The sequence below is a fragment of the Amorphoplanes digitatis genome (assembly GCF_014205335.1).
GTDB classification, from domain to species: Bacteria; Actinomycetota; Actinomycetes; order Mycobacteriales; family Micromonosporaceae; genus Actinoplanes; species Actinoplanes digitatus.
Map to the genome: position 1 here is coordinate 1606363 of NZ_JACHNH010000001.1, position 26475 is coordinate 1632837.

The following is a 26475-nucleotide window of genomic DNA, read 5'->3' on the forward strand; positions in this document are numbered from 1 at the left end:
GGCACACGGTCCGAAACAGGACCTAGATCGAGGGGTGGCCAAAGAGGCCCGGCAGGCCGCCGCTGTGCAGGAACACGACCTTGCCGTCCGGCGGGTTCGCGCGCAGCCCCGCCATGGCCCGGCCCGTGTAGGTCGGGTCGAGGAACAGGCCCTCGGTGCGCGCGGCGAGTTCGAGCGCGCCGCGTACCGGATCGGTCAGCGTCGCGTAGCCGGCGCCGACGTGCGTGCCGTCGATCTGCAGCTCCTCGGCCCGGATCGACACTCCCATGCCGTCGAGCAGCCCCGCGACCGCCGCCCGGGCGTCGGGCAGCGCGCCGGTGTCCACACCGAACACCCGGTCCGGCCCGAGCACCGCGACCAGCCCGGCCATCGTGCCACCCGAGCCGACCGCGACCACCACCGTGCTGAGGTCGGGCAGCTGCACCATCAGTTCGCGGGCGCAGTCGACGTAGCCCAGCGCCGAGAACGCCGACGTGCCGCCGAACGGGATCACGAAGCCCTCCTGCGCGGCGACCGCCTCCGCGATCGGCGCGTCGCCCGCCCACACGATCCTGGCGCCGGCCAGGTGATCCAGGATCAGGTTGCCGCGCGCCGCCGCCGGCGGATGCCCGCCCAGCACCAGTACGCACCCCAGGCCGAGCCGGGCCGCGGCGGCGGCCGTGAGCCGGGCGTGGTTCGACTGCGCCGCACCAGTGGTGACAAGCGTCGTCGCGCCGGCCTTGAGCGCCTGCGCGCAGGTGTACTGAAGCTTGCGTACCTTGTTGCCGCCGCCGCCGCCGCCGAGGCCGGTCAGGTCGTCCCTCTTGATCCAGAGCTCATCCAGCGCCAGTGCCGTGGCGAGCCGCGGCGCCGGCTCGAGCGGCGTCGGCCACGTGCCCAGTGAGATCGGCGTCACATCCACGCCGCCGAGTTTAGGACCGTCCCGGCGCTCTGGACCTAAGATCCCGCTCGTGAAATTGCGCGGTGTGCTGCTAGACCTCGATGGCACGCTGGTCGATCACGAGAGCGCGGCCGCGGCCGGCCTGCGGGCCTGGCTGCCGTCCCTCGGCCTGGCACCGACGGACGAGGCCGTCGCGCGGTGGAGCACCCTGCAGGAGGCGCATCTCGCCGCATGGCGCGCGGGCCGGATCAGCTTCGCCGAGCAGCGTCGCCGCAGGCTCCGCGACTTTCTGGGTACCGGGGGCAGCGACGCGGAACTGGACGAGGTCTTCGCCGGCTACCTGACCCACTACGAGCGCGAATGGCGGGCCTACGACGACGTGGCCGGCGCCCTGGCGACGATCGCGGCCGCCGGGCTCGGCACCGCCGTGCTGACCAACGGCACCCGCGACCAGCAGCGCTGCAAGCTCGCCGCGACCGGCTTGGGCGGACGGGTCGGTCCGATCTACACGATCGACGACCTCGGCGTGGCCAAGCCGCATCCGGACGCGTTCCGCCGGGCCTGCGCGCGCTGGGGTCTTGCGCCGGGCGCGGTGCTCAGCGTCGGCGACGACCACGCCCTCGACGTGCTCGGCGCCCGCGCGGCCGGCCTGCGCGCGGCTCACCTGGACCGCCTCGGCCGCGGCCCGGCCGGCGAGGCCCACCGCATCGCGTCCCTCGCCGAGCTGGGCGGGCTGCTCAGCTCAGGTGGAGGACGGGACCGCGCGGTGTGAACGGCAGGCGGGCGCCGCGCGGCATCAGGAAGGCGTGCGCCCGGCGGATCCGCAGCGCGTCGCAATCCCCGTCGGTGATCACCAGGATCGGCCCGGCCGGCGGGAAGTCGTCCGCGTCCTCGGCGGCGAGCTGGGTGCCGACCAGCGTGACGCAGTCCAGCCCCAGCGACGCGGCGAAGTCGCGCACCAGCGAGCTCTTGCCGATCCCCGGCGCTCCCCACACGAAGACCGGCCGCGCGACCGCTACGTGAAGCAGCAGGCCGGGCAGGTGGGCGGGGGTCACCGTGACGGCGGAATGCACGCCGGCGATTGTCCGCCGCTCAGGCGGCCGATCGCACCCGATTAACGATCAGTGCAGGGCTTGTACCGCGGAATCGCGGCGTGCGAATTCGCTGGTCGGCCGCTGCGGCGGCGGTCACACTCGCGGGTATGCACGATCCGGTCGACGGCCCGCCGTTCCGCTGGGAGCTGGTCGGCCCGGACGAGCTCGGCACGATGCTCGACGGCACCGGCGAGCCCAGCCTGTGGTTCATGCCGGACCTGGTGCGGTGCGCCGGCAGGGTCCTGGCGCGCAGCGGCGACGGCGACCTGTTCTTCGTCGGCCGGTCCCTGGACTCGATGTTCGATCTCCTCAGCGGCGCGCTGGCGGACCTGCCCGCGCCGAACCGGGTCGCCCGTGCGCCGTTCTCGTTCCAGCGCCGGGTCGTGCCGGTGCGCCGCTCGAAGTGGCGGCGGGCACCGCTGTCGGCCGAGGAGCGGGCGGCCGCACGCCGCCTGCTGGGCGGCCTCGGCATCACGCCGCACGCCCTCGCCCGGCGCGCCCGCCCGGCCGTCTTCGTCGACGTGGTGGACGCGGGCGGGACCTTCACCGAGCTGTTCACGCTGCTGGACGAGTGGATCGTCGAGTCCCGTGAGCCGTGGGAGGTGATCAGGAAGAAGCTGCGCTTCGTGGGCGTCACGGTGCGCCGGCCCTCGAGCCCCAAGACGTGGCGGTGGCAGCAGCACGAGCCTTGGACCCGGCGGCTGCCCGCGCGCGCGGTCCTGAACGTGTCCCTCGATCCCTGGGTGTGGTCCTACTTCGGCAACCACCAGACGAAGCTCACCAGATCGTTCCGGCCGGGCGACTGGCTCGCCGCCGCGGAGGGCCCGCGCCGCGACGAGCAGACCCGGCAGGCGCTGGCCGAGGCGGTCGCCGTGGTCGCCTACGGGCGTAGCGGCGACGGCCGCCGCGCCCTCGCCCGGGCCGTCCACGGTGAGCCCGCCCTGGCGCAGCCGTGGCTGCGATCCCTGGTCAGTCAGCTCAACAAGCTTTAGGTGTGTATCGGGCCGGAGGTGCCGGACAGGCGGCGGCCGGTGCCGCTCCAGCGGGCCGCGACGATCTCCGCGGCGATGCTGACCGCGGTCTCCTCGGGTGTGCGCGCGCCGAGGTCGAGGCCGATCGGCGAGGACAGGCGGGCGATCTGGCCGGCGGTCAGGCCGGTCTCCCGCAGCCGCTTGAGCCGGTCGTCGTGGGTGCGCCGGGAACCCATCGCGCCCACGTACGCCAGCGGCAGCGGCAGGGCGACCTCCAGCACCGGTACGTCGAACTTCGGATCGTGGGTCAGCACGCACACCACCGTCCGGCCGTCGAGGCGCCCGGCGCCGGACTCGGCGGCGAGGTAGCGGTGCGGCCAGTCCACGACGACCTCGTCCGCCTCCGGGAATCGGCGGGCGGTGGCGAAGACCGGCCGGGCGTCGCAGACGGTCACGCGGTAGCCGAGGAACGAGCCGACCCGGGCGACCGCGGCGGCGTGGTCGGTGGCGCCGAAGACGAGCATCCGTGCCGCCGGCGCGAACGACGTGACGAGCACGCTCAGCCCGGCACCGCGCCGCTGGCCGTCCGGGCCGTAGTGCAGCAGCCCGGTGCGGCCGGCGGCGAGCAGCCCCCGGCCGTCGTCGGTCGCGGCGTCGTCGATCCGGTCGCCGCCGAGCGAACCGTGCCGGCTGTCGGGCGTGACGACCAGGTGCCGGCCGACCCGCTCCGGCGGGCCGTCCACACAGGTCAGCACGGCCACCGGGCGGCCGGCGGTGACCTCGGCGGCGAGCAGCGGCAGCTCGGCGAAGCCCGCCCGCTCGACGAACAGCTCGATCGTGCCGCCGCAGGGCAGGCCGACCTCGAACGCGTCGTCGTCGGTGATGCCGAACCGGGTCGTCTGCGGTACCCCCGAGGCGGCGACCTCGCGGCACAGCTCGTAGACCGCGCCCTCGACGCAGCCGCCGGAGACGCTGCCGGTCGCCGTGCCGTCGGCGCCGACGAGCATGGCCGCGCCCGGCTGGCGGGGCGCGCTGGACCAGGTCGCCGTCACCGTGGCGAGGCCGGCGGCCTCGCCCGCGCGCCAGGCGCGCAGCAGCTCGTCGAGGACGTCACGCATGGCTCGCCGCCGACGGCACGTCGAGGTCGGCGTCGTCGGCGAGGTGGCCGACGGGCACGACCCGCACCCGCGCCGCGTGCCGGCGCAGGTAGTCGCGGGCGCCGTGGTCGCCGGTCGCGCTGGCGGCGACGCCGGCCCAGTGGTCGCGCCCGAGCACCACCGGATGCGAGCGGCGCCCGTCGTACCCACCCATGATCAGCGAGTCCGGCCCGGCGCCGGCGGTCACCGCGCGTACCGCATCGGGGGCGACGCCGGGCATGTCGACAAGCAGGACCACCGCCGCGCGGGCCGCCGTGGCGGCCAGCGCCGCCAGGCCCGCGCGCAGCGACGAGGCCATCCCGGTCGCCCAGTCCGGATTCGCGACGTAGGTCAATTCTGGCGCGGCCGCGCGGACCCGCGCCGCCTGCGCGCCGACGACGACGAAGGCCGGCGTGACCCCGGCATCGCTCAGAACCGCGGCCGTGTGGCGCACGAGCAGCACGCCGCGGTGCGCCACCAGCGCTTTCGGCATGCCGTACCGCCGACCGGCGCCGGCCGCCAGCACCAGACCGGCGATCTCCATGCCGGGAGCGTACGTCCGATCCGGAACGTCGGGCACCTCCTACCCAGGGAGGAGGCGGGCTCCGACCGCGGGCCGCCGGACCGGCCCCGGGACGGGCGAAACGCGCTCCCGGCGCCGCGAGCATCGAGGCATGACAAACGTCCTGCGCTGGCACCGCCCGCTGATGGTCTTCACCGCCGCGATGGCCGTCCTCGCCGTGATCGCCGGGATCGGCGTCTTCACCGACCCCCGGGTGCTCACCGGCGCCCCGATCTGGCTCAAGCCGTTCAAGTTCGCGGTGTCCTTCGTCGCGTACGGCGCCACCCTCGCCTGGATGCTCTCGCTGCTGCCGCGCCGCAGCCGGGTCGCCGAGATCGCGGCCACCGTGATCCTGGCGACGTCGGTCGCCGAGATCGTCGTGATCGTCACCCAGGTGCTGCGCGGCACGACCAGCCACTACAACAACAGCACGCCGCTGAACTCGGCCCTGTTCCAGGTCATGGGCACCTCGATCCTGATCCTCTTCATGGCGCACTTCGTGCTCGGCTTCGTGATTCTCCGCGCGCGGCTCGCCGACCGGGTGTCGGCGCACGCCGTCCGCTGGGGACTCGGGCTCTCGCTGGTCGGCATGCTGGCTGCGGTCCCGATGGTCATGCCCGGCCAGGCACCGCCCGGCCAGGCGCCGCCCGGGTTCGACGATGTCTCCGGCGCGCACAGCGTCGGCGTGGCCGACGGCGGCCCCGGCCTGCCGCTGGTCGGCTGGAGCACCACCGGCGGGGACCTGCGGATCGGCCACTTCGTCGGGCTGCACGCGCTGCAGGTTCTGCCGCTGCTCGCCCTGCTGCTCGGCACCCGGCTCGACCAGCTCACCCGGGTCCGGCTGCTGCTGGTCGGCGGGTGCGCGTACGGGATCCTGGTCGTGCTCCTGACCTGGCAGGCGCTGCGCGGTCAGCCGCTGCTGCGGCCGGACGCGCTCACCCTCACCGCGTGGGCGGCACTGGCCGTCTCGGTCGCCGCGGCGACCGTCGCGGTGCTGGCCCGGCGCCGCCGCCCGGACGCCGGGCCCGCGGCTCCGGCGATCCGCGCCGACAAGGTCGGCTCGGCGTGACCGGGGCGCTGTTCGGGCTCGCGTTCACGCTCGCGGCGCCGTTCTGGGCGCTGATGATCCTGCTGCCGGGCTGGTCGTGGACCCGGCGGATCATCGCCTCGCCGCTGATCGTGCTCCCCGGCCTGGTGATCTACGCCCTGCTGGTGCTCCCGGCGCTCGGCGAGGTGCTCCCGGCCGTCGTGTCGCCGACCCTCGACGGCCTGCGCGACCTGCTCGGCACCGCGGACGGCGCGGCGGCGGCCTGGGCGCACATGATCGCGTTCGACCTGTTTGCCGGCCGCTGGTCATGGCTGGACAGCCGGGCCCGCGGCGTCCCGGCACTGATCATGTCGCCGGTGCTGCTGCTCACGATCCTGCTCGGCCCGCTGGGCCTGCTGTCCTACCTGCTGATCCGGACGCGCTACCCGGAGACCGGGAGCGCCTAGAGTGGGCGGCGTGGGGTGGGTAGGGCGGCTCTTCGACGCGCGTGACACGTTCGTCCGGATGCTGCTGCTCGACCTCAGCGGCATCAGCTACCTGCTCTTCGGCACCCAGGCGGGCCGCGAGCCGACCACGACGCAGTGGGTCCTCGCCGTGATCGCGTTCGTGCTCGCGCTGGTCCTGCACCGCCGGCGCGTGCTCAACCTGGTCGCGCAGACCGTGCTGCTGGTGCTCGCCTTCCGGCTCATCGACGACACGATGATCAACCAGGTGGGCACCAGCTGGGCGCTCCTCGAACTCGCCATGTGGGCGCCCCGCCCCCGGATCCTGTGGTCGGGCGCCGGCCTGGTCACGGCGGTCTACCTGGCCTTCACCCTCGGCCGGGGGCCGTCGCCGATCTCCGCGCCGATTCTCGGCATCTGCGTCGTCGTCGGCGTGCCGGTGCTGCTGGGGCTGGTCGTCCGGACGACCCGCGAGCTGGGCATCCAGGCTCAGGAGCGTGCGCTGGAGGAGCAGCGCCGGCGCGAGTCGGAGAGCCGGGCGGCACGCGCCGACGAACGCGCCGCGATCGCCCGTGAACTGCACGACGTCGTCGCGCACCACGTGGCCTCGATGGTGCTGCGGGTCGGCGTCGCCCGGCACGTGCTGCCGGACGCCGACCCCCGCGTCGCCGAGGTCTTCGACGACGTGCACGGCACCGGCACCGCGGCCCTGGCGGACCTGCGCCGGCTGGTCGCGGTGCTGCGTGATCCTTCGGTACGCACGGACGCGGCGCTCACCGCGATCGAGCCCGGCGCACTGCCGGAGGCGCTGGCGGCGGCGGTGGAGACGGCACGCCGGGCCGGGCTGACGGTGGACGTCGCGCTCGCACCGGAGGTCGGCACCCTCGACTCCGTACGCGGGCTCGCGGTGCTCCGGCTGACCCAGGAGGCGCTGACAAACGTGGCGAAACACGCGGGGACGGCGGCCCGGGCCCGGCTGCGCGCGACGGTCGTCGACGGCGACCTGATCTGGTCGGTGTCGGACGACGGCGGCGGGGTGTCGCCCGGCCTGCCGTCCGGCGGCGGCCATGGCCTGACCGGAATGCGGGAGCGGGTCGAGGTGCTCGGCGGCCGGCTCACGGCCGGGCCCGTCGCCGGCGGCTGGCGCGTCGAGACCGTCCTGCCGGCGGTCCAGCCGCCGGCGGACACCCCGCCGCTGCCCGCACCGGGGCCGGCGTGATCCGGATCCTGCTCGCCGACGACCAGCCGCTGATCCGCGCCGGGCTGCGGATGCTCTGCGACGCCGAGACCGACCTGACCGTCGTCGGCGAGGCCGGCAACGGCCGCGACGCCGTCGCCCTCGCCGCCCGCCTCGCACCCGACGTCATCGTCATGGACCTGCGGATGCCCGGCGTCGACGGCATCACCGCGACCGGCCGCATCCTCGCCGACCGGCCCGGCGCCCGGGTCCTCGTGCTGACCACGTTCGGCGACGACGACCACCTGTACCCGGCGCTGACCGCGGGCGCGTGCGGCTTCCTGCTCAAGGACGCGCCGCCCACCGAGCTGCTCGACGGGATCCGCCGGGCGGCGTCCGGTGACAGCCCGTTCAGCCAGGAGGTGTTGCAGCGGCTGGTGCGGCGGGCGGTGGCGGCGCGGGTCGAGCCGCCGAGGCCGGTGTCCGGGCTCACCGCCCGGGAGCGCGACGTCCTGGAACTGGTGGCCGAGGGCCTGTCGAACACCGAGATCGCCGATCGCCTCCACATCGGAGTGACCACGGTCAAGACCCACATCACCAGCCTGATGACGAAGACCGCCAGCCCGAACCGGGTCCGGCTGGCGCTGCTCGCCCGCCGCGCCTGACGGCGCTCAGAGCCCCTGCGCCACCAGCCAGTCCTCGACGCCGGCGACGACCTTCTCCGGCGTACGGCGGGCCCACAGGAAGTGATCCGGCACGGCCTCGATCGTCGCCCGGCCCACGTGCGCCGGCAGCCGGCCCGCGAGATGATCGACGGCCGCCCGGGGAATCATCCGGTCGCCGTCGATCTCCACGAGCAGGGCCGGTACGGCGAGGCTGCTCAGCGCGGCCTCGTAGTCCGTGCGGTCGCCGCGCAGCCGGTAACGCCCGGTCCGGGCCTCGTAGCCCCAGTCGCTCATCAGCGTGCGCGGCTGGCGGCCGCCGAAGCCCAGGCGGTGCCCCGGCCAGTAGCCCAGCGAGCAGGTGACGGCGCCGATGAAGCGGACCCCGGCGGCGCGGCGGGCCCGGGCCAGCGTGCCGCGGTGCGCGGCGGGTGAGCTCGTACCGGTGGCGAGCGCGACGACCGCGTCCGCGCGTACCGTGCCGGCGGCGCCCGACAGCAGCGCGAGCTGACCGCCCAGGCTGTGGCCGACCAGCACGACCCGGTCCGCGGCGGCGACCGTGGGATCCGTGAAGATCGCGGGCAGGTCCTCGCGGAGCAGATGCGCGTAGCCGAACGAGTCGCGGCGCAGGTCGGAGACGGGGCTGCGGGGCATGCCGCGCAGCTCGACCCCGACGACGTGGCGGCCCCGGGCGACCCAGTGCTCGAACAGCGGCCGGTAGTAGGCCACCGGGACGCCCAGCGCGGGCAGGAACACCACCGAGGCGGAACTCCCGGCGGCGCCGTACTCCTCGACCGTCAGGGTCAGGCCGTCGGAGGAGGCTACCGGGTGCACTCGAGGTTCCATCGGCACATCATTGCAAGAGACGCGCAAGACAAAAGACCGGGAACCCGTGGCGGCGGATTCCCGGCCTTGCTCGTTACAGGCTATCGCGTTCCGGCGCTCCCTGTCGGCCGTTCCGGCGGGTTTGCGATAGTCGCAGGGGGTCCTTTCGTGCGTCGAGGGAGAACGCCATGCTGTGGTTCGTGACCGGCGCCGGGCGTGGGCTCGGGCGCGCGTTCACCGAGGCCGCGCTGCGCCGCGGCGACCGGGTCGTGGCAACGGTACGGCGCGACGGCGCCCTCGCCGGCCTCGCCGCCGCGCACCCAGGCCGGCTCTTCGTGCGCCGACTGGACGTCGCCGACCGCGCGGCGGTCGTCGCCGTGGTCGACGAGACTGCCGCGGCGGTCGGCGTGCCCGACGTGGTCGTCAACAACGCCGGGTACGGCCTGGTCGGCGCGGTCGAGGAGTTGTCCGAGGCGGAGCTCAGGGCGCAGTTCGACGTGAACCTGTTCGGTGCGGTATGGGTGACCCAGGCGGTGCTGCCGCACCTGCGGCGCCGGGGCTCCGGGCGGATCGTGCAGGTCTCTACGGTGGGCGCGGTCGGCCATCTGCCGCTCTTCGGCGCTTACAACGCGACGAAGTGGGCGCTGGAGGCGATGAGTGCGGCGCTCGCCGAGGAGGTCGCGCCGCTCGGGATCCGGGTGCATCTGCTGCAACTGGGTGGCTTCGCGACGGACTGGGCCGGCTCGAGCATGCGCTTCGCCACACCGGATCCGGCATACACCGCCACCCGCGAGGCAATCCTCGGCCAGCCGGACTATCCGCCCGCACCCGCCCCCGCCGGCGCCCCCACGCCCGCAGCGCCCGCCGGCGCCCCCACGCCCGCAGCGCCCGCCCCGGCCCTGCCCACTTCCGCGCCCGCCGCTCCCGCGCCCGCCGCCCCCGCCCTGCCCACTTCCGCGCCCGCCGCTCCCGCGCCCGCCGCTCCCGCGCCCGCCGCTCCCGCGCCCGCCGCTCCCGCGCCCGCCGCTCCCGCGCCCGCCGCTCCCGCGCCCGCCGCTCCCGCCCCCGCCGCTCCCGCCCCCGCCGCTCCCGCCCCCGCCGCTCCCGCCCCCGCAGCGCCCGCCCCCGCCCTGCCCACTTCCGCGCCCGCCGCCGCGCCCGCCCCCGCTGTGCCCACTTCCGTGCCCGCTGCGCCTGCCGCCGACGCAGCCCTGGCTGCGTCGGCTGCGGAGGGTTTGGCCGACGAGGCGTGGGCGGTGGGTGGCGCGGATGCGCCGGTCGCAGGTGGGGAGGCCGGCGGGGGAGCGGCCGGAGACGAGGAGTGGGTCGACGCGCCGCCGGAGGTCGCGGCCGAGGCGCTGCTGGCTTTGCTCGACGAGCCGGATCCACCGCTTCGCAAGATCATTGGGGTTGGCGCACACGACATGGTGCGGATGGCGCTGGAGGCACGCCGCGACGACTACCTCCGCGACCCGGCCTTCGTCTGGCCCGGCGACCCGGCCGGGAGCTAGGCCGGCCGGTAGTCAGGCCGGTAGTCAGGCCGGCCGGGAGCGTTCGGTGGCGAGCCGGACCGCGAGCGCGCCCAGCACCGTGCCCATGACGAGGCGCTGCATCCGCAGCCAGCCCGGCCGCCGCGCGAGGAACACCGCGATCGTCCCGGCCGCCGACACGATCAACAGGTTGACCGTGAGGCTCACCAGGATCTGCACCCCGCCGAGAAGGAAACCCTGTGCCAGCACGTGCCCGTCGTCCGGGCGCACGAACTGCGGTATCAACGACAGATACATGATCGCCGCCTTGGGGTTGAGCAGGTTGGTGAGCAGCCCCATCGCGAACAGCCGGCGCGACGAGTCAACCGGCAGATCGCCCGGCGCGAACACCGACGTGCCACCCGGCCGCAGCGTCTTGAACGCCAGCCAGCCCAGGTAGGCGGCGCCCGCGAGCTTCAACGCCTGATAGGCCTCGGGAACGTGGACGAAGATCACCGAGAGGCCGAGGTTCGCCGCCGTCAGGTAGACCAGGAAGCCGATAGCGACACCGCCCAGGGAGACGACGCCCGCCCGCCTTCCCTGCGTGATGCTGCGCGAGACGAGGTACATCATGTTCGGGCCCGGCGTCAGCACCATGCCGAGGGCGACGGCGGTGACGCCGAGCAGTGAGGCGAGTGTGATCACACGCCAACCCTCGGCGCCCCGCCCGGTGCCCGACAGAGCCAAAACCAGGACCGTGGTCTGCCGCCGCGCGGCGAACCACGGCGTGCGCCCGCGCGACCGGTCCGCGCCGCCCGCCCAGTCAGCTCGGTGAGCAAGCTCCACCTGGCCACGGGCTGGGCCACGTTGAAAGACTCAGAGGCCGAGGCGGGCCGCTATGGCGTCGACCGCGTTCTTCGCCTCGAGCAGGCTCGATCCGGTCTCGTTCCGGTATGCGCGGACCGCCTCTATCCGCTTGTCCTCCCGGATCAGGCGGAGGACCTCCGGCAGCTCCCGTTCCTGGACGGTGATGCCGAGATGCGCGACCACCGCGTCCAGCTTGGACTCGATCGCGCTGAGCCGGCTCGCCGTCCGCAACTGCTCGCGGCGCGAGTTCGACGCCGATGCCATTCCGAGCATGACCAGGCCTACCAGCAGCAGGGCCAGCGCGGTCGTCACGAAGATCTCCATGCCGACCATCGTGGCAAGCCGCCACCAGTGGGTTCGGCCTCGTCCCGGGCCGGAGTATCCGGGCCGTCGGACTCCAGAGGAAGCCGACGACCCGGCTCAATCGGACGCGCCGCCGTCGGCGCTTGGCGGTGACGCCGGGGTGCCACGGTCGAGCTCGACGTCCGCCGCCCCGTCGCCGAACTGGCCGAACGTCAGCGGCCGTGAGCCGCCGCGTACTTCTCCGCGATCGCCTGCGACTCCGGCAGATCGGCCTCGACCACCGGCAGGGCGGGCGCGACGTCGGCGCCCAGCTCGCCCAGCAGCTGCGCGAGCAACGCCGCCGCGGCCGCGGCCTGCGGTGCGACGCCGGCGGTGACCACGGGAACGGATCGCTTGCCGGCGAGGGCGTTCGCGGGCAGCTGGTCGAGCAGCACCTTGAGCACGCCGGTGTAGCTGCCCTTGTAGGTGGGCGTCGCCACGACCAGCACGTCCGCCTCCCGGATGGCCGTCACCGCGGCGGCCGTGCCCGGGTCGCCCGGTGTCAGCAGGCCGGTGCCCAACGCGCCGACCTCGATGACCGATGCGGCCCCGCCGAGCGCGGTGCCTACGGCGACGGCGAGCGTCGAGGTCCGCGACCCCGGACGCGGATTCCCGGAGACGACAACGATCCCGCTCATGCGGTCCTCGATGATTTCTCGGCAGGGTTGCTCATGGTTCTTCTCCGAATTCAGTAGGGGGAGGCGCCGAAATGGCAGGTCTCCCGGGGTGTTCTGACAGGACTCCGGTTGGGCCGTGCCGTGCCGGGCTGAGCCGTGCCCTGCCAGGTCGGGTTGGGTAGTGCCGGGTTGTGCGGTGCCGGGCCGTGCCAGGTCGGTTTGGGTCGGGTTGGGTGGTGCCGGGCCGTGCCAGGTCGGGTTGGGTCGGGTTGGGTGGTGCCGGTTGGGTTGGGTTGTATTGGGCAGTGCCGGGCTGGGCTGGGCCGTGCCGGGTTGGGCCGGTCAATCCCGGCGCGAGTCGCTCGGCGATGACAGCGGCCGGGCTTGGGTCGGGGGCTGAGTCTGGGCTGAACTAAGGCCGGAGCCGGAGCCGGAGCCGGAGCCGGAGCCGGAGCCGGGCTGAGGCCGGGGATGGGCCGGGCTGGCGGAGCGGCGGTTATGCCGATCGGCGCAGGTGGGCGTAGGTGCCGTCGTGGTAGACGAGTGGTGTGGCGGTCGCGTCCGCGTGGTGCTCGCCCAGCTCAGGGGTGGCCAGCACGATCGTGTGGTCGCCGGCCTCGACGTGCTGGGTCACCTTGCACACGATCCTGGCGAGCACGCCGTCCAGCAGCGGCACGTCGTCGGGTCCGGGGTGCCAGGCGCCGTGCGCGGCGAAGCGGTCGATGCCGCGGGTGGCGAACGTCCGCGCGACGTGTTCCTGCTCCTGGGTCAGCACGTGCACGGCGATGGTGCTCGCGGCGTGCACGGCCGGCCACGCCGAGGCCGACTTGGCCAGGCAGAAGGAGACCAACGGCGGATCGAGCGACACCGAGGTGAAGGAGGTGGCGGTGAACCCGGCGGGCGGCGCGCCGGGAGCGGTGATCACGACGACGGCGGCGGCGTGGCGGCGCAGCAGCGCGCGGAACAGGTCGGCGTCCACGGCACGGTCCTGGTGCAGCGGGATGACGGTCATGATGATCCCTTAAGCCGAGACGGGAGAGCGGTGGCGGAACTCCGGCTGGTGTCGATCGTCAGCGTGCGCAGCCAGGGGCGCTTTCCGGTCCACCAATTGGGACAAGGTTTGTTTCGGTAGGGCCGGGGCGTCCGCGGCGGGGATGGGCATGTCGCCAACCGTGCCTCCCTCGCTGCGCGAGTGTCAATGTCGATCCCATATCCTAGTAAACCTATGGGGTTCAGTTGACATGAAGGCGTGGTTGGGCGAGAGTCTGTGCTATGTCCACGTCCGCCACCGCCGCCGCCAGCGCGCGGGTCCCGGCCGGCCTCGCGGGCCGCGGCTGCTCCGCCTCCACGCCGAGCGCGCCGCCCGCACTGAGGCCGAGCGTTCCGTGCGCGCCGAGTGCACTGCGTGCGTCAAGCGGTCCGAGCGCACTGGGTGCCCTGGGCGGTCCGGGCGCGCTCGGTGGTTCGGGCGCACTGGGTGTGCCGGGCGGTCCGAGTGCACTGGGTGCCCTGGACGGTCTGGGCGCACTGGACGTGCCGAGCGCACTGGACGTGCCGAGCGCACTGGACGTGCCGAGCGCACTGGACGTGCCGAGCGAATTGGGTGGGCCGAGCGCATTGGGTGCACTGGGTGTGCCGAGCGTGCGGGGCGTGCTGGGCGTGCCGAGTGGCTTGAGGTCGGCCGGGGCCATCGTGGACCGCAAGCTCGACGCCATCCGGGCGATCCCTTTTCCGGGTGGCGCGACGACCCTGGCGGTCGCCTGAACCATTGTTCATTTGTGCGCGTCGTCACCTTTTCCTGGTGGGGGTGCGCCGTTGTTATGTTTTTCGGGGAAAATGCTCCCGCATCATGGATTTTGTTTTGACCGGAACCGCTCGGCCGTGAAGAATGGGGGCATGCAGTTGCGCGACGTACGACTCACGTCCCGCCTCGCCATCGATCTTCTCCGATGCGCGAGCGCCCGGTGTTGTGCCTGCTGATCCATCGGTGACCCGCGTGTCCTGACCGCAGCCCCCGAAAATGACTGATCTCTCGGCGCTGGAATGCGTCTATAAGCCTATCCCACACATGGGAAAAGTATTGTTCAGCCGCCGATCGAGACCCGGTTGGCGGCCACACCCTCCGGAGGGGAAACCATGTCCGTTCTCGCCGTCGCCGAGCCCACCACCACCCGCCTCGCGTCCGTTCGTCGCGGTCCGGGCCGGTCCCGCGCCCGGCTGCGCAGCGTCGCGCCCCCCGAATCGTCGGTCACCGTCACGATCACGCTCGGCGCGCCGGGCTCCGAGGAGAGCGAGCGCGTCCTCGCGGCGCTGCGCGATCTCGTCGTAGCGGCCGGCCCGGACGCGAACGTCGATCTCGCCCCAGCCGCCGCCGTCCCCGCCGCGCTGGGCGGCACCGAGGGCCTGCACCTCGACCCGAAGCCCCGCGCGGTGACCCTCGACGGCCGCCCCCTGGAACTCAGCCGCCTCGAATACGAACTGTTGTTCTTCCTCGCGACACACCCGCGTCAGGTGTTCAGCCGCAGCCAGCTGCTCGGCCACGTCTGGGGTCACCTGCACACGACCGTCCGCACCGTCGACGTGCACGTGAGCCGGCTGCGCACCAAGCTCGGCAACCCGGACATCGTGACCACCGTCTACGGGGTGGGCTACCGCCTCGCCGACGACGCGGGCATCACCATCACCGACGCCTGAGCGCTGTCGTCCCTGCCGGTGAGGGCACCGCGATCGCCGACTTGGGCGGTGCCCTCACCGGCGGCGCGACATCGTGGTCGTCGATGCTTGAGCGCTGTCGTCCCTGGCGGTGTGGTCATCGCGGTTGGCGGCTTGAGTGGTGCCTTCATCCGCAGTGCGCCGTTGTGGTCGTTGACGGTTGAGCGGTGTCGTCCTTGGTGGAGTGGTCATCGCGGTCGTTGGCTTGAGTGGTGTCCTCATCCGCGGTGCGGCGTCGTGCTTGCCGGTGCTTGAGCGGTGTTCTCCCTGGCGGCGCGGTGTCGTGGTCGCCGGCGCCTGTGTGGTGTCCTCTCTGACGGTGCGTGCATCGCGGTCGCCGGCTTTGAGCGGTGCCTCGCCGGCGGTGCGGTGTCGTGGTCGGCGACGCTTGGGTGGTGTCGTCCCCGGCGGTGAGGGCGTCGCGGTTCGCCGGGGCTTGAGCGGTGTCCTCTCCGGCAGCGAGGGCGGCGTGATCGTCGACCAGTGTGTGGCGCCCTTTCCGTCGTGGTGTGCTCCCGGTGTGCCGGGGTGCGGTTTTTGTGCGGGGGTGGCCGGTGTGCCGTCGTCCTTGCGGTGGGTTCCCTCGGTATCCGCTCTTTCTGCGGCGCGCCACTGGCGCCGAAACCCTCGTTTGCCTATCGTATCGATAGGAGATGGGGGGCGCGGTCGTGGCGCGTGTGGTGGCAGTGGTCGGGGGAGGTTGCTCCGGGGTCCTGGTGGCCCGGCAGCTTCTGCGATGTAGCGACGACGACGTCGTGTTGGTCGAGCCGGGTGAGCCGGGCGGTGGGGTCGCCTACGGCTCCGCGCAGCCATGGCACCTGCTCAACTCGCGGGCGGGTGCGATGAGTGCCGACCCCGATGACCCGGGCCACTTCGTGCGCTGGGCGGCCACCACCCCGGAGGCCTTCCGTCCCCGGGCCGAGTACGGGCGGTACCTGCGCGCCGTTCTCGACGAGGCGGCCGCCGCGCACCCCGGCCGGCTGCACCTGCGCGGTGCGCGGGCCACCGCGATCACCCCGGACGCCGCCGTCGCGCTGGATGACGGTTCGGTGATCGCGGCCGAGCATGTCGTTCTCGCCACGGGCGGCCCGGCGGCCTCGCGTCAGGCCGTTGTTCATCCGCGCTACATCGCGGATCCGTGGCGGGCCGGTGTGCTCGAGGCGCTGCCCGCCGATCAGCCGGTGCTGCTGGTCGGCACGGGGCTGACCGCCGTGGACGTCGCGCTGACCCTGACCGCCGACGGTCGCCGGGCCGCGCCCGTGGTGGCCGTGAGCCGGCGCGGGCTGCTGCCGCTGACGCACACCGCGGACGCGGCGCCGCCGGCCGTGCCCTCGCTCGACGACTGCGCCACGCTGCGCGACGTCGTCCGGGCCGTGCGCGCCGCGGCCGGGGAGGCGGGGGACTGGCGGCCCATCGTCGACGGGCTCCGGCCGTACCTGGATGAGCTTTGGACCGCGCTCACCCCGGGTGAGCAGGATGCGTTCCTGCGGCACCTGGCCCGGCCCTGGGAGTGCCACCGGCACCGGATGGCGCCGGAGGTCGGCGCCCGGGTCGCGCAGCTACGGGCGGCCGGTCTGCTGGAGATCCGCGGGGGCGGGGTTGCCGCGTGGCCGGGGCTCGCGGACTTCGCGGCCGTGGTCAACTGCGCCGGGCCCGGGCGGCTGCCGGGTGCGGCCGGGCCGCTGGTCGGCGGGCTGCTCGCCGCCGGCCTGGCCCGGGTGGGCCCGCACGGTCTCGGCCTCGACATCGACGCCGACGGCCGCCTGATCGGCGCCGGCGGACGAGCGCACGATCGGCTCTGGGTCATCGGCCCGCTGCGCCGCGGCGCACAGTGGGAGACCACCGCCGTGCCCGAGATCCGTGCCCAGGCGCGGCGGCTTGTCACCGATCTGCACGCGGGCGCTCGGGTCGCGGCCGCCGCGTAGGTCCTTCATGTCGTGCGACTCCTGACGCGACCGTAATTACTCCCGGCATTCGCTGAATGCCGGAGCGAGCGATGCCCGTCCCGTGTGAGTGATGCCCCGTCCCGTGGGCGATGCCCCGCCCCGTGGGCGGCGCCTGTCCCGCCTGCGGGTGCTCGGTCGCGCCTGGGATCGGGGGCTGCCGTTCTGGGCCGGGGTGGGCCTGTCCGTAGGGTTCCGCGCCTGGGGTCGCGTTGTTGTCCGGGTATGGGCCCCGGCTGCGCCTGGGATCGGGGCTGCCGTTCGTTTCCCAGGCGAGGACTGCCCGGTGGGCGCCGTCGTGCCGGCCGATGGAAGTCCGGCCGGAGGCGCTGTCCCATATAGACCGTTTCCTAAGTGTCGTGACCGCCCTTGCCGTGACCTGTGCCCGGTCCGGGCGGGTCGACTCTGCGAGGCGCGGACCGCCGATGCCGTGAGGGTCGCCGGCCCGGGTGGCGAGCGCGCGGCCGCCTCCGCGGACGGCCGGATCGGTGCGGTTTCGCGGGGCTGGCGGCATCCCGAACTAGTGATAGCCCGATGATATGACGACAAAGTTTCCGCAGCTCAGAGGCGGTTTGACGGTCGTCTAGGTGACTCTGTGCCGAGCGCCGCGAGCCTTGAGTCCAGATCGAATGTTCTCGATACTACCGATGGCACCGGTACTCCGGGCACCCGGCGTACACCTCATCCCCCCTGGGAGGAACAAGTGCGTAACCCCGGCTCAAAGCTCGGCCGACCGATCGTCGGCCTGGCCGCCGTATTGCTTGCTGGCAGTGCGTTCGCGTCACCCGCTTCCGCCGCCCCGAGCGTCGCATCGGACCCCTCATTCGCCCCCTCCGCCCTCGCCGGCAAGCTGGACACCCAGTTCGGCGCGGCGGCCGCAGGCTCCTTCATCGACTCGGCCGGCAAGGTCGTCGTCAACGTGACCGACGCCGCGACCGCCGAGTCGGTGGCCGTGGCCGGCGCGACCCCCCGCTACGTCGCGAACAGCGGCGCCGTGCTCGCCGCCGCGGACGCCACCCTGAAGACGCAGCTCAAGACCCCCGGCACGTCCTTCGGCCTGGACCCGGTCAGCAACAAGATCGTGGTCACCGCGGACAGCACCGTCACCGGCGCGAAGCTCGACGCCGTCAAGGCGATCGTCGCCAAGCTCGGTGACCGGGCCTCCTTCGAGTCGGTATCGGGCGAGCTGCGCACCACCATCTCCGGTGGCGACGCGATCTACGGCGGTGGCGGCCGCTGCTCGCTCGGCTTCAACGTCCGCAGTGGCTCGACCAACTACTTCCTGACCGCCGGTCACTGCACCAACAGCGCCACGACCTGGACGAACGGTTCCGCCACGCTCGGCACCCGGGCCGGCACCAGCTTCCCGGGCAACGACTACGGCATCGTGCGCTACACCAACACCACCATCACCAAGACCGGTGGCGTCGGCTCGCAGGACATCACGTCGGCCGGCACCCCGGCCGTCGGCGCGACGGTCTACCGCCGCGGCAGCACGACCGGCACCCACTCGGGCCGGGTCACCGCGCTGAACAGCACGGTCAACTACAGCCAGGGCTCCGTCTCCGGCCTGATCCGCACCACGGTCTGCGCGGAGCCGGGCGACAGCGGCGGCTCGCTCTACTCCGGCACCACCGCGCTGGGCATGACCTCCGGCGGCAGCGGCAACTGCAGCTCCGGCGGCACCACGTACTTCCAGCCGGTGGTCGAGGCGCTCAACGTCTACGGCGTCTCGGTATTCTGATCCACCTTCCACCACGGAAAGGCCCCACCCGCCCGGTGGGGCCTTTCCGCTTTGCGTGATTGGACAGCATGGCAACGACAGTCAAGAATCCTTAGATGCCTGCAGAAACACCGCTCGAGTCGAAACGTAAGGTCGGACGAGGAGGGCTGGATCCGGGTTGCCCCGCCCACGCCGACGCCGACGGCGTCTGGCGCATCCAGGACTACTCCACCGCGCGGTCGATGCTGCGCAGCACCGAGACCCGCCAGGCGGGCTTCGACGCGGAGAACGCCACGAGGCACGAGGGCCGGATGCGCATGCCGGTGCTCTACCGCGACGGGCCCGAGCATCGTGAGCACCGTCGCCAGACGGCCCGGTTCTTCACCCCGAAGCGGGTCGACACGGCGTACCGGTCGCTGATGGACAGGCTGGCCGAGGAGCAGTGCGCGGAGCTGCGAGGCCGGGGCGGCGCGGACCTGTCGCAGTTGTCGTTCCGCCTGGCGGTGGCGGTCGCGGCCGAGGTCATCGGCCTGACCGAGAGCGGCCCCGGCATGGCGAAGCGCCTCGACCTCTTCTTCGAGGAGAAGACGACCGGCAGCCGCCCGGCCCGGATGTGGAAGGAGTTCCGCTCCCGGTCAAACCTGCTCCTGTTCTACTGGAACGACGTCCGCCCGGCGATCAACGCCCGCCGCGGCGGCGGCAAGGACGACCTGATCAGCCACCTCCTGGGTGAGGGCTGCAAGAACCCCGAGATCCTCGGCGAGTGCGTGACGTTCGCGGCGGCGGGGATGGTGACCACCCGCGAGTTCATCACGCTGGCGGCCTGGCACCTCTTCACGGACCCCGCGCTGCGCTCGGCGTACACGGAGGGTTCGGAGGCCGAGCGGGTCGCCATCCTGCACGAGATCCTGCGCCTCGAACCGGTGGTGGCGAACCTTTACCGCTGGACCAACCAGGAGATCGAGGTCGGGGGCGTGACGATCCCGGCCGGCGCGCGGGTGGACATCGGGGTCGCGGCGGCGAACGTCGACCCCTCGGCGGTCGGCGCGGACCCGGGCCAGGTCTGCCCGGGGCGGCCTTTGGCGGAGGGTACGGGTGACGCGGGGCTGTCGTTCGGCGACGGGCCGCACCGCTGCCCGGGTTCGTACATCGCCATTCAGGAGACGGACATCTTCCTGACCAAGCTCTTCGCCATGCCGGGCCTGCGGATGGTGAATCCGCCGAAGGTGGGCATCCGGGCGGAGATCGCGTCCTACGAGCTCACCGGCCTGCGGGTCGAGGTCGACCCGGAATCCTGACCGCGACCCGCCCTGCCGCCGCGCCCGCGAGCGCGGACGGCAGGGCCGGTCCCGGCGTCAGCTGGTCGCCCAGAGCGCCGGCACGTTCGGCGGCTCCCAGCCCGTCAGCGACGTGTGCGCCTGGAGGCACCGGTACCGCACGCCGTTGTAGGTGACGATCCGGCCCACCGCGTACGCGGTGTTCGGCGCCCATGCGTCCGTCGTCGCGGTCGGGGTCGGGGTCGGAGCGGTGGTCGGGGCCGTGGTCGGCGGCGTGGTCGGCGGCGTCGTGCCGCCCGCGCAGCCGAACACCTTGAACTCGAACAGCGAGTACCCGTACGGCGTGCCGCGTTCGGTGCCGCTCATCCGCACGTAGCGGGCCGTGCCCGAGACCGCGTGCGTGACGTTGCCGCCGGTGCCGGCGGTCACCGTCGCGGCGGTGGTCCAGGCGGTCCCGTTCGTCGAGGTCTCTATCCGGTACGCCTTCGCGTACGCGGCCTCCCAGCTGAGCTCGACCCGGCCGAGGGCCTGCGCGGAGCCGAGGTCGACCTGAAGCCATTGCGGGTCGGCGAACGTGCTGGACCAGCGGGTGCTCGCGTTGCCGTCGACGGCGAGGTCGGCGGGGTAGCCGGCCTCCACCGAGGACGCCGTTGCGGTCCTGCCCTGCGAGAGCAGCGCGCCGCCGGCACAGGTGGTGGGCGTCGGGGTCGGCGAACTGGTCGGCGGAGTGGTCGGCGGCGTCGTGGTGGTGCCGCCGCCGGTGGCGTTGCCGCCGCTCCAGTTGGTCGCCCCGCTCGCGACGGTCCGGCCGGCCGGGACGCTCAGCGTCCTGCCGTCCGAGTACGTCACGGTCAGCGCGGCGTTGGTGATGTTCGAGGCGACGTAGGTCTTCGCGCCGTTCTTCGAGAACACCTTGGCCAGCGGGTGGTTCGCCGTCACGCCGGTGTCGACCTGGCCGAGCGCCGCGAGGTTGCGCAGCCAGTGGAACGTGTGCGCCTTGCTCTCGCCCTCCTCGGAGGTGTACGAGCTGTTCGCGCGGAACTTCGCCAGCGCCGCGTCCGGATCGCCGAGCGCGAGGTACTGCCAGAGCATGTCGCGCCAGGCGGTCGGCTCGCCGCCGTTGTTGCGTACCAGCTCGGCGTAGGTTGCCTTTACCGACTCGGGGTAGTCGCCGAGGTAGAGCTGGCCGCCCGTCATCGGCAGCATGTTGATGCCCACGACCATGGCGTGGTCACCGGAGAACCACGTCGCGTACGCGCCGCCCGAGCCCCACACGATGGCCGAGTAGTTGTGGCCCCAGCTCGCCGGGAAGTTCTCGTTGCGCACGTCGAACCAGTACTCGTTGATCGCCGCGGCCTGCGTGGTGTGCAGCCAGATGCCGGCGTCGCGTACGGCGCTGTCGCCGGTCGCCTGGCCCCACTGGATCAGCGCGTTGGCGAAGTTCTGCCCCTCCGACGAGGACTCCTGGTTGTTGCCCGCCCCGAACGCGCCGTGGCCCGAGGCCCAGTCGTGGCCCTCGTAGATGTCGAAGTCCCGCAGGTACGGGAACCGCGTGTCGCCGCGGTCGTAGTTGTTGGCGTCGCGGATGAGCAGGTCGACCATGCCGCCGTACTGGCCGCGTGCGGCCCAGGCCGGGTCGAACTTGGCGAGCGTCGCCGCCGCCGCGACGAAGTAGCCGTAGTGGAAGTGGTGGTCGTTGAGGTCCTCGTCGGACGCGTACGACGCGGGGTAGCCGATCAGCGTGCCCCAGTTGCGGTCGTAGTAGAAGACCCGCGACGACTTGCCGGCCGACGCGGTGAACCAGTCCGTCAGCCGGGTACGGATGACGTTGAGCGCCGAGTCGCGTACCGAAGTGATGTTCAGCTGGTCGGCGATCTCCGCGATCCGCGCGGCCCGGCCGAGGCCCTTGCCGGTCCAGTACGTGTCGTCGCCGCGGAAGTCGGCCGGGTTGTTCAGCTCGTTGTTGAGGAACGTGGTGACCGTGCTGAGGTCGGCGCCGCTGGAGTCGCCGACGGCGGGTAGCTCCGGCAGCACGCCGGTATACCGCATGGAGGTCTGGAAGCTCGCGCCGGTGACGATCTTCATGGCGCCGCGCGGCGAGACGTAGGTGCGCGACAGCGGGGTCGAGCCGGTGAGGTAGCGCCACTGGTGCGGGTAGAGCGCGATGACGGTGCCGGTGGCGCTGCCCTCGCGCGCGACGGTGGTGAACGCGTACGTGGTGTTCACCGTTCCGGCGGCCTGGTTGTAGGTGTACGACATCCGGGTGCCGGTCACGTGGTTCTGCGCGTACTGGCCGTAGGTGTCCGCGAGCGCGACCTTGTCGGCGGTCGCGGCGCTGGAGAGCGTCGGCAGCACGGCCACCGAGAAGTAGCCCTTGCCGGCCAGGCTGGAGCGGATGGTGTTGCCGCTCAGCGTCCACGTCGAGCCGGCCGGGCCGTACGCGACGTAGTCGTGGCCGCCGATCGAGAAGCCGATCCGGTTGCCGCTGTTCTGCCAGGCCGTCGGCGGGCCGGTGACGGTCAGCAGCGCGTCGCCGCCGGTCACCTGGTAGTAGGAGAGCGGCAGGCCGTGGCCGATGGTCGCCTTCATGGTCCGGGCGCCGTCGCTCCACGACGGCGTCACCGTCCAGTCGCTCCAGCCGTCCACGAGCGACTGCGCGGCGTTCAGGCCGGCGACGCCGACGACGACGTGCTGCGCGTACGGGAAGTGGTATTCGCCGAGGCCGGTCGCGCTGCCGCTGATGGCCGCGTCGGTCTGGTAGGACAGCCCGAGCCCGCTCGCCACCGGCCGGTACGCGGCCGGCCCGGCGAACAGCGCCTGCGAGAAGTTGCAGTCGTCGCCCTTCTTGAACAGCAGCGACGACCACCAGTCGTTCGTCGGCACCGGCCCGGCTGGCGCGTTCGGGGTCAGGTACTGCCGCGGGTTGGCCGACATGTTGCCGCAGCCCGCGGGGAGTTTCGCGCCGGCGGGCAGGGTCTCGGTGTAGCTGCCGGCTCCGACGGTCGCCGCCTGCGCCGTGCCGGTCACGGCGACGGCGAGCACGCCGGAGCCGAGGGCCACGACGACGGCCGCGGCGAAGCCGGCCAGCCGGCCGCGCGGTGATCGTCGGTGTGCGTGTGGGGACGGGGGGATCGGGGGATGCATGCGGGGGTGCCTCCGATGGGGAAACGGGGGTCGACCAATGGTGAGAGAGCGCTCTCACAGTCCCGCGAGGCTAACTGTACCGAAAGTGTTTCGTCAATGTTTACAGCAGTGAATAGTGCCTGCTCACGGGCGGTCGTTCGCCTCGTCCTCGGCCACCTGCTCCTCGCCGCGCCGGCGCAGCATCTTGAGTCCGGGTATCCCGACGATCGCCATGCGCAGGTCCCTCACCACGTCGAGCAGCGCGTGCAGGTCGGGCCCGACCTTGTCCAGCGTGCCGAGCAGCGGCATCACGTCGTCGCTCAGGTGCTCCCGCAGCCGGGGCAGCTCGTCGATCATGCGGATCGCGGCGGTGATCTCCTCCGGCGTCAGTTCCTCCACGAACCGCTGGGCCAGGGGAGCCGCGCGGCGCAGCGTCGGGCCGTACGCGTCGAGCAGCTCGTGGGCCTCGGCCGAGGTCGCCTCCGCCTGCCGGACCACCACGGAGGCCGCGCCGGCGACGGCGCCGGCCTCGGTCAGGATCGCGGCGGCCCCGTCGGTGGTGGCGGAGACGCTCTCCAGCAGCTGCGCGGCGCGCGGCATGAGCACGCCGGCCTCGTCGACGGCCAGCGCGGCGCCTGCCATGATCACCTTGGTGTCGGTCAGCGCCTCCTCGGCGCCGTCGACCACCCCGTCGACGCGGTCGAGCACGTCGTCGACCCGATCGATCAGCCCCTCGGCGCGTTCGGCCAGCACCGTGATGCGGCTGACCAGCAGTTCGGTCTGGCCGAGCAGGCTGAGCGCGCGAACCGGGATCGTGGCGACGGAGGCCGCGGTCTCCACCACCTGACCGATCGCGTACCGGCTGAGCTCGACGAGGGCGGCAGGTGACGGGAGCAGGGCCATGGCCACCATTGTGCCTGCCGGTGCCAGTGACTGATAGTGAGATCGGGTGAGCGGTCGGTAGTATAGTTTGGGTTCCCGTGCGATGCGCGGCACTATGACATACGTGCGACGAACCCGACTCTGGATCTTCCCGTGCGCGGTAGCGGTGATCGTGGGCGGCGCGTCCCTGATCGGCCTGGGTATGAAGGACGACAGCGGCGGCGCCGGCGGCGGAGTTCTGCCGCGCGCCCTCACGTTCGGTGAGGACAAGCCGACGGCCTCACCCACGCCGACCGGCCCGAGCCCGGAGGAGCTGGCCGCGCAGGAGCGGGCCAAGCGCACCAAGGCCCTCGACGCGGCCCTGAAGAAGTACGCGGCCACCGTCCCCGAGTTCTCCGTCGCCGTCCTCGACAAGAAGACCGGCCAGCGTTACTCGTACCGGGGCTCGGAGAAGTACGACACCGCCAGCATCGTCAAGGTCCAGGTGCTGGCCTGCATGCTGTTGAAGGCGCAGGACGCCGGCCGCGACCTCTCCTCGAGCCAGCTGTCGCTGGCGAAGCGGATGATCAGGCTCAGCGACAACAACGCCACCACGTCGCTCTTCAACCAGCTCGGCAAGTCGACGGCGGTCAGCAAATGCAACAAGCGCCTCGGCCTGAGCCAGACCGTTGTCAGCAACTCCTGGGGCCTCACCCGGACCACGGTCAACGACCAGGTGAAGCTGCTCTCCGAACTGGTGGACAAGGCGGGACCGCTGGACGCCGATTCGCGCAAGCTGACGTTCACGCTGATGAACACGGTCGACGACAGCCAGGACTGGGGCGTGCCGATCGTCGCCAAGGCCGGCGAGACCACGACGGTGAAGAACGGCTGGGACACCCGGAGCAAGGACGGCGGCCTGTGGGCCGTCAACACGGTCGGCCGGGTGACCCTGGGCGACGACGTGAACGTCTCGGTCGCGGTGCTCTCGCACAACAACAAGAGCATGGACGGCGGCATCGCCCTGGTCCAGAAGGTAGCCAAGATGACCCGTCAGTACCTCAAGTACTGAGCGGGCCCGTGGTCAGTCGGTCTGGATGATCATGTCGCAGCCGTCGTCCGGGTGGTACGTCCAGGACGCGGTGAAGCCCTCCCAGCTGTCCTGCTGGCGACCGTCGAGAGCGCGGGTCTCGCCGATGTGCGTCTGTACCGCGGTCGGCATTTTGAGTGCGTCGAGGATGCACTTCTGAGCGTCGTACGAGACGCCGGAATAGTCTTCCTCGCCGGTGGTGTCGACGAGCAGTGTCTTCCCGTTGTCCGCGATGCTGGTGCCGCTGCGGGACGGGTCACAGCTCGCCTGCACGTCCTCGAACGACGAGCGGTGTGTGGCCACCGACAGCAGCTCTTCACCCGCCAGCGAGACGGACGCTGTGGCGACTCCACCGACGAGCAGCATGCCGAAGACCGCCGCCCCCACGATGATCGGCACCTTGCGCGACTTCTTCGGCGCGGGGGCCGGCGCCCCACCGAAGCCCAGGTACTGCGGCTGCTCAGGAGCGTGCTGGAAGTGATAGGCCTGCGGGTGCTGCGGTACGTACTCGGAAGGTGGCGTGAAGCGCGGCTGCTCGGTCATCGGGACGGCTCCGTTGGGTGGTGGAAATCGCGGATGCAATCTCACCGGTCGGACGCCGAGTAACCGGTTTAAGGTCTCGCCGTGGCCTGGTTGCTCACCTTCTCGGGAGACGACGGGCCTGTGCCGGCGTGCTGGACCTGGTGGGGCAGGCCGCCGGCCCTGGTCATCGCCTCGTGCTGCTGCTTGGCGTGCTCGGTCAGCGGGACGACCCAGACGGCCGTGCCGTACGCGCAGACCTCGGCCCACGCCTGGCCGAGCTCACCGTTGCTGAACCGGAACGCGACGATGGCGTTCGCCTGGCGCTGCTGGGCCTGCCACGCCATGCGGCTCATGGCCTCATTGCGACTGTGCACCATCAGCTGGGTCATCTCGGGGACCTCGCCCCCGTTGAGCGACCGAAAGCTTGCCGCCATCCCGGTGCCGAGGTTGGTGGCTCGCACCGTGACTCCGTACACCTCCCCGAACACCGCCTCGATCCGGTAGCCGGGAATCTCATCGGAGCTGACGATCAACATGCCTCGATCGTAGTGATCAAGGCAAGGCGGCCCGGTAACGCGATTCCAGGTAGTTCCGGGCGACATCGAACGGGACGGCCAGGACCTCCCTGTCGCCGGTCGTCTCACCGCTCTGCCGCCAGTCGTATTCGCCGCGGCGCTGCGGCGGGATCGTGGTCCACGGCTCGATGCCGGCGCCGAACTCGCCGAACCGCATGACGCGAGCCGGGGAGTCCCTCCGGAGATGATGACGGACTGGCCGGCCGCCTCGACGACGCCCGACGGCAGACCCTGATTCGGGTGCTCCTCCTGCGGCTTGTACGGCAGCGGCTCGGGTTCGCACTTCGCGAAGGAGTAGGCGTCCGTGACGGTCCAGGCCAGTTGTTTCGCCATCCAGTACTGGATCCTCGTCTCCTCGTCGAGACGCAGGTCGACCAGGGTCATCCGGTCCTGTAGCAGGTGGAAGATCGCTACCGGGGCCACCAGGCGACGCATAGACTTCTGGTCGTTGAGGCGTTTCTGGACAGACTCGTCGAGGGCCGCCTTCTCCTTGTTGAGGCGCCTGTTGAAGAAGAAGGTCAGCACGGCCACGGTTACCGCGGGACCGATGAGGAAC

The 26475-nt window shown here is 72.4% G+C and carries 25 protein-coding genes and 1 pseudogene; 13 read left to right on the plus strand and 13 right to left on the minus strand.

Features of this window, described 5'->3' with window-relative positions:
* Positions 1–22 precede the first annotated feature (22 nt).
* Complete coding sequence (locus tag BJ971_RS07345) at positions 23–901, minus strand: pyridoxal-phosphate dependent enzyme (RefSeq protein ID WP_184990999.1); 879 nt, start codon at positions 899–901, stop codon at positions 23–25.
* Positions 902–950: 49 nt separating this feature from the next.
* Between BJ971_RS07345 and BJ971_RS07350 the strand changes: the two genes are divergently transcribed.
* On the plus strand, positions 951–1652 hold the full coding sequence (locus BJ971_RS07350; RefSeq protein ID WP_239087525.1) for an HAD family hydrolase: 702 nt from the start codon (positions 951–953) through the stop codon (positions 1650–1652).
* A gap of 100 nt (positions 1653–1752) precedes the next feature.
* On the opposite strand, the pseudogene BJ971_RS42610 reads toward BJ971_RS07350, so the two are convergent.
* Positions 1753–1935 (minus strand): annotated as a pseudogene (locus tag BJ971_RS42610) (AAA family ATPase); the annotation flags it as partial.
* A 146-nt stretch (positions 1936–2081) separates the two neighbouring features.
* On the opposite strand from BJ971_RS42610, the gene BJ971_RS40950 reads away from it, so the two are divergent.
* Positions 2082–2966: a hypothetical protein gene (locus BJ971_RS40950; RefSeq protein ID WP_239087526.1), complete on the plus strand. Its 885-nt coding sequence runs from the start codon at positions 2082–2084 to the stop codon at positions 2964–2966.
* Here the strand turns inward: BJ971_RS40950 and BJ971_RS07365 are convergent.
* On the minus strand, positions 2963–4063 hold the full coding sequence (locus BJ971_RS07365; protein ID WP_184991004.1) for an XdhC family protein: 1101 nt from the start codon (positions 4061–4063) through the stop codon (positions 2963–2965). The two genes, BJ971_RS40950 and BJ971_RS07365, sit on opposite strands and share 4 nt — an antisense overlap.
* Positions 4056–4625 (minus strand): nucleotidyltransferase family protein, encoded by a 570-nt coding sequence (locus BJ971_RS07370; RefSeq protein WP_184991006.1) that lies wholly within the window; start codon positions 4623–4625, stop codon positions 4056–4058. Before BJ971_RS07370 ends, BJ971_RS07365 begins: the two co-directional genes overlap by 8 nt.
* 130 nt (positions 4626–4755) lie before the next feature.
* Here BJ971_RS07370 and BJ971_RS07375 point away from each other — a divergent pair, with 130 nt between their 5' ends.
* The 4 genes from BJ971_RS07375 to BJ971_RS07390 are packed head-to-tail and all read left to right on the plus strand — an operon-like array spanning position 4756 to position 7976.
* Positions 4756–5712: a hypothetical protein gene (locus BJ971_RS07375; RefSeq protein WP_184991008.1), complete on the plus strand. Its 957-nt coding sequence runs from the start codon at positions 4756–4758 to the stop codon at positions 5710–5712.
* Positions 5709–6137 (plus strand): ABA4-like family protein, encoded by a 429-nt coding sequence (locus tag BJ971_RS07380; RefSeq protein WP_184991010.1) that lies wholly within the window; start codon positions 5709–5711, stop codon positions 6135–6137. The genes BJ971_RS07375 and BJ971_RS07380 overlap by 4 nt, the downstream gene beginning before the upstream one ends.
* A 10-nt stretch (positions 6138–6147) precedes the next feature.
* Positions 6148–7353 (plus strand): sensor histidine kinase, encoded by a 1206-nt coding sequence (locus BJ971_RS07385; protein ID WP_184991012.1) that lies wholly within the window; start codon positions 6148–6150, stop codon positions 7351–7353.
* Positions 7350–7976 (plus strand): response regulator, encoded by a 627-nt coding sequence (locus BJ971_RS07390; RefSeq protein WP_184991015.1) that lies wholly within the window; start codon positions 7350–7352, stop codon positions 7974–7976. Before BJ971_RS07385 ends, BJ971_RS07390 begins: the two co-directional genes overlap by 4 nt.
* Before the next feature lie 6 nt (positions 7977–7982).
* On the opposite strand, the gene BJ971_RS07395 is transcribed toward BJ971_RS07390, so the two are convergent.
* Positions 7983–8819: an alpha/beta fold hydrolase gene (locus BJ971_RS07395; protein ID WP_184991017.1), complete on the minus strand. Its 837-nt coding sequence runs from the start codon at positions 8817–8819 to the stop codon at positions 7983–7985.
* 167 nt (positions 8820–8986) lie between these two features.
* Here BJ971_RS07395 and BJ971_RS40500 point away from each other — a divergent pair, with 167 nt between their 5' ends.
* Positions 8987–10309 carry an SDR family NAD(P)-dependent oxidoreductase gene (locus tag BJ971_RS40500; RefSeq protein WP_221478745.1) on the plus strand — a complete coding sequence of 441 codons (1323 nt, stop codon included), beginning with the start codon at positions 8987–8989 and terminating at the stop codon, positions 10307–10309.
* 24 nt (positions 10310–10333) lie between these two features.
* Here the strand turns inward: BJ971_RS40500 and BJ971_RS07410 are convergent, their stop codons facing one another.
* The 4 genes from BJ971_RS07410 to BJ971_RS07425 form a co-directional block, all read right to left on the minus strand.
* Positions 10334–10972, minus strand: a complete 639-nt coding sequence (locus BJ971_RS07410; protein ID WP_184991019.1) for a LysE family translocator — start codon at positions 10970–10972, stop codon at positions 10334–10336.
* 171 nt (positions 10973–11143) lie between these two features.
* Positions 11144–11458 carry a hypothetical protein gene (locus tag BJ971_RS07415; RefSeq protein WP_184991021.1) on the minus strand — a complete coding sequence of 105 codons (315 nt, stop codon included), beginning with the start codon at positions 11456–11458 and terminating at the stop codon, positions 11144–11146.
* Between the two features lie 191 nt (positions 11459–11649).
* The gene (locus BJ971_RS07420; RefSeq protein ID WP_184991023.1) at positions 11650–12114 is read right to left on the minus strand and encodes an NADPH-dependent FMN reductase; all 465 of its coding nucleotides are present in this window, start codon (positions 12112–12114) and stop codon (positions 11650–11652) included.
* A gap of 475 nt (positions 12115–12589) precedes the next feature.
* Positions 12590–13105 carry a flavin reductase family protein gene (locus tag BJ971_RS07425; RefSeq protein ID WP_184991025.1) on the minus strand — a complete coding sequence of 172 codons (516 nt, stop codon included), beginning with the start codon at positions 13103–13105 and terminating at the stop codon, positions 12590–12592.
* A gap of 260 nt (positions 13106–13365) precedes the next feature.
* On the opposite strand from BJ971_RS07425, the gene BJ971_RS07430 reads away from it, so the two are divergent.
* The 5 genes from BJ971_RS07430 to BJ971_RS07450 all read left to right on the plus strand — a co-directional run bounded on the left by BJ971_RS07430 (position 13366) and on the right by BJ971_RS07450 (position 19769).
* Complete coding sequence (locus BJ971_RS07430) at positions 13366–13857, plus strand: hypothetical protein (protein WP_184991027.1); 492 nt, start codon at positions 13366–13368, stop codon at positions 13855–13857.
* A 372-nt stretch (positions 13858–14229) separates the two neighbouring features.
* Positions 14230–14787, plus strand: coding sequence for a winged helix-turn-helix domain-containing protein (locus BJ971_RS07435; protein ID WP_184991029.1), 558 nt, complete (start codon positions 14230–14232; stop codon positions 14785–14787).
* 671 nt (positions 14788–15458) lie between these two features.
* A complete protein-coding gene (locus BJ971_RS07440) occupies positions 15459–16730 on the plus strand; it encodes an FAD/NAD(P)-binding protein (protein ID WP_221478746.1) in 1272 nt (423 codons plus the stop codon).
* Between the two features lie 721 nt (positions 16731–17451).
* Positions 17452–18492 (plus strand): S1 family peptidase, encoded by a 1041-nt coding sequence (locus BJ971_RS07445; RefSeq protein ID WP_184991034.1) that lies wholly within the window; start codon positions 17452–17454, stop codon positions 18490–18492.
* Between the two features lie 95 nt (positions 18493–18587).
* Complete coding sequence (locus BJ971_RS07450; protein WP_184991036.1) at positions 18588–19769, plus strand: cytochrome P450; 1182 nt, start codon at positions 18588–18590, stop codon at positions 19767–19769.
* 57 nt (positions 19770–19826) lie between these two features.
* Here the strand turns inward: BJ971_RS07450 and BJ971_RS40955 are convergent, their stop codons facing one another.
* Positions 19827–22892, minus strand: a complete 3066-nt coding sequence (locus BJ971_RS40955) for a glycosyl hydrolase (RefSeq protein WP_184991038.1) — start codon at positions 22890–22892, stop codon at positions 19827–19829.
* A 123-nt stretch (positions 22893–23015) separates the two neighbouring features.
* Positions 23016–23774, minus strand: coding sequence for a hypothetical protein (locus BJ971_RS07460; RefSeq protein WP_184991040.1), 759 nt, complete (start codon positions 23772–23774; stop codon positions 23016–23018).
* A gap of 94 nt (positions 23775–23868) precedes the next feature.
* On the opposite strand from BJ971_RS07460, the gene BJ971_RS07465 reads away from it, so the two are divergent.
* Positions 23869–24804 carry a serine hydrolase gene (locus BJ971_RS07465; protein ID WP_184991042.1) on the plus strand — a complete coding sequence of 312 codons (936 nt, stop codon included), beginning with the start codon at positions 23869–23871 and terminating at the stop codon, positions 24802–24804.
* Positions 24805–24816: 12 nt separating this feature from the next.
* Here BJ971_RS07465 and BJ971_RS07470 read toward each other — a convergent pair whose 3' ends face one another.
* Together BJ971_RS07470 and BJ971_RS40510 are read right to left on the minus strand one after the other, a co-directional pair.
* The gene (locus tag BJ971_RS07470) at positions 24817–25365 is read right to left on the minus strand and encodes a hypothetical protein (RefSeq protein WP_184991044.1); all 549 of its coding nucleotides are present in this window, start codon (positions 25363–25365) and stop codon (positions 24817–24819) included.
* Between the two features lie 68 nt (positions 25366–25433).
* Positions 25434–26450 (minus strand): YbjQ family protein, encoded by a 1017-nt coding sequence (locus BJ971_RS40510; RefSeq protein WP_203709397.1) that lies wholly within the window; start codon positions 26448–26450, stop codon positions 25434–25436.
* Positions 26451–26475 lie beyond the last annotated feature (25 nt).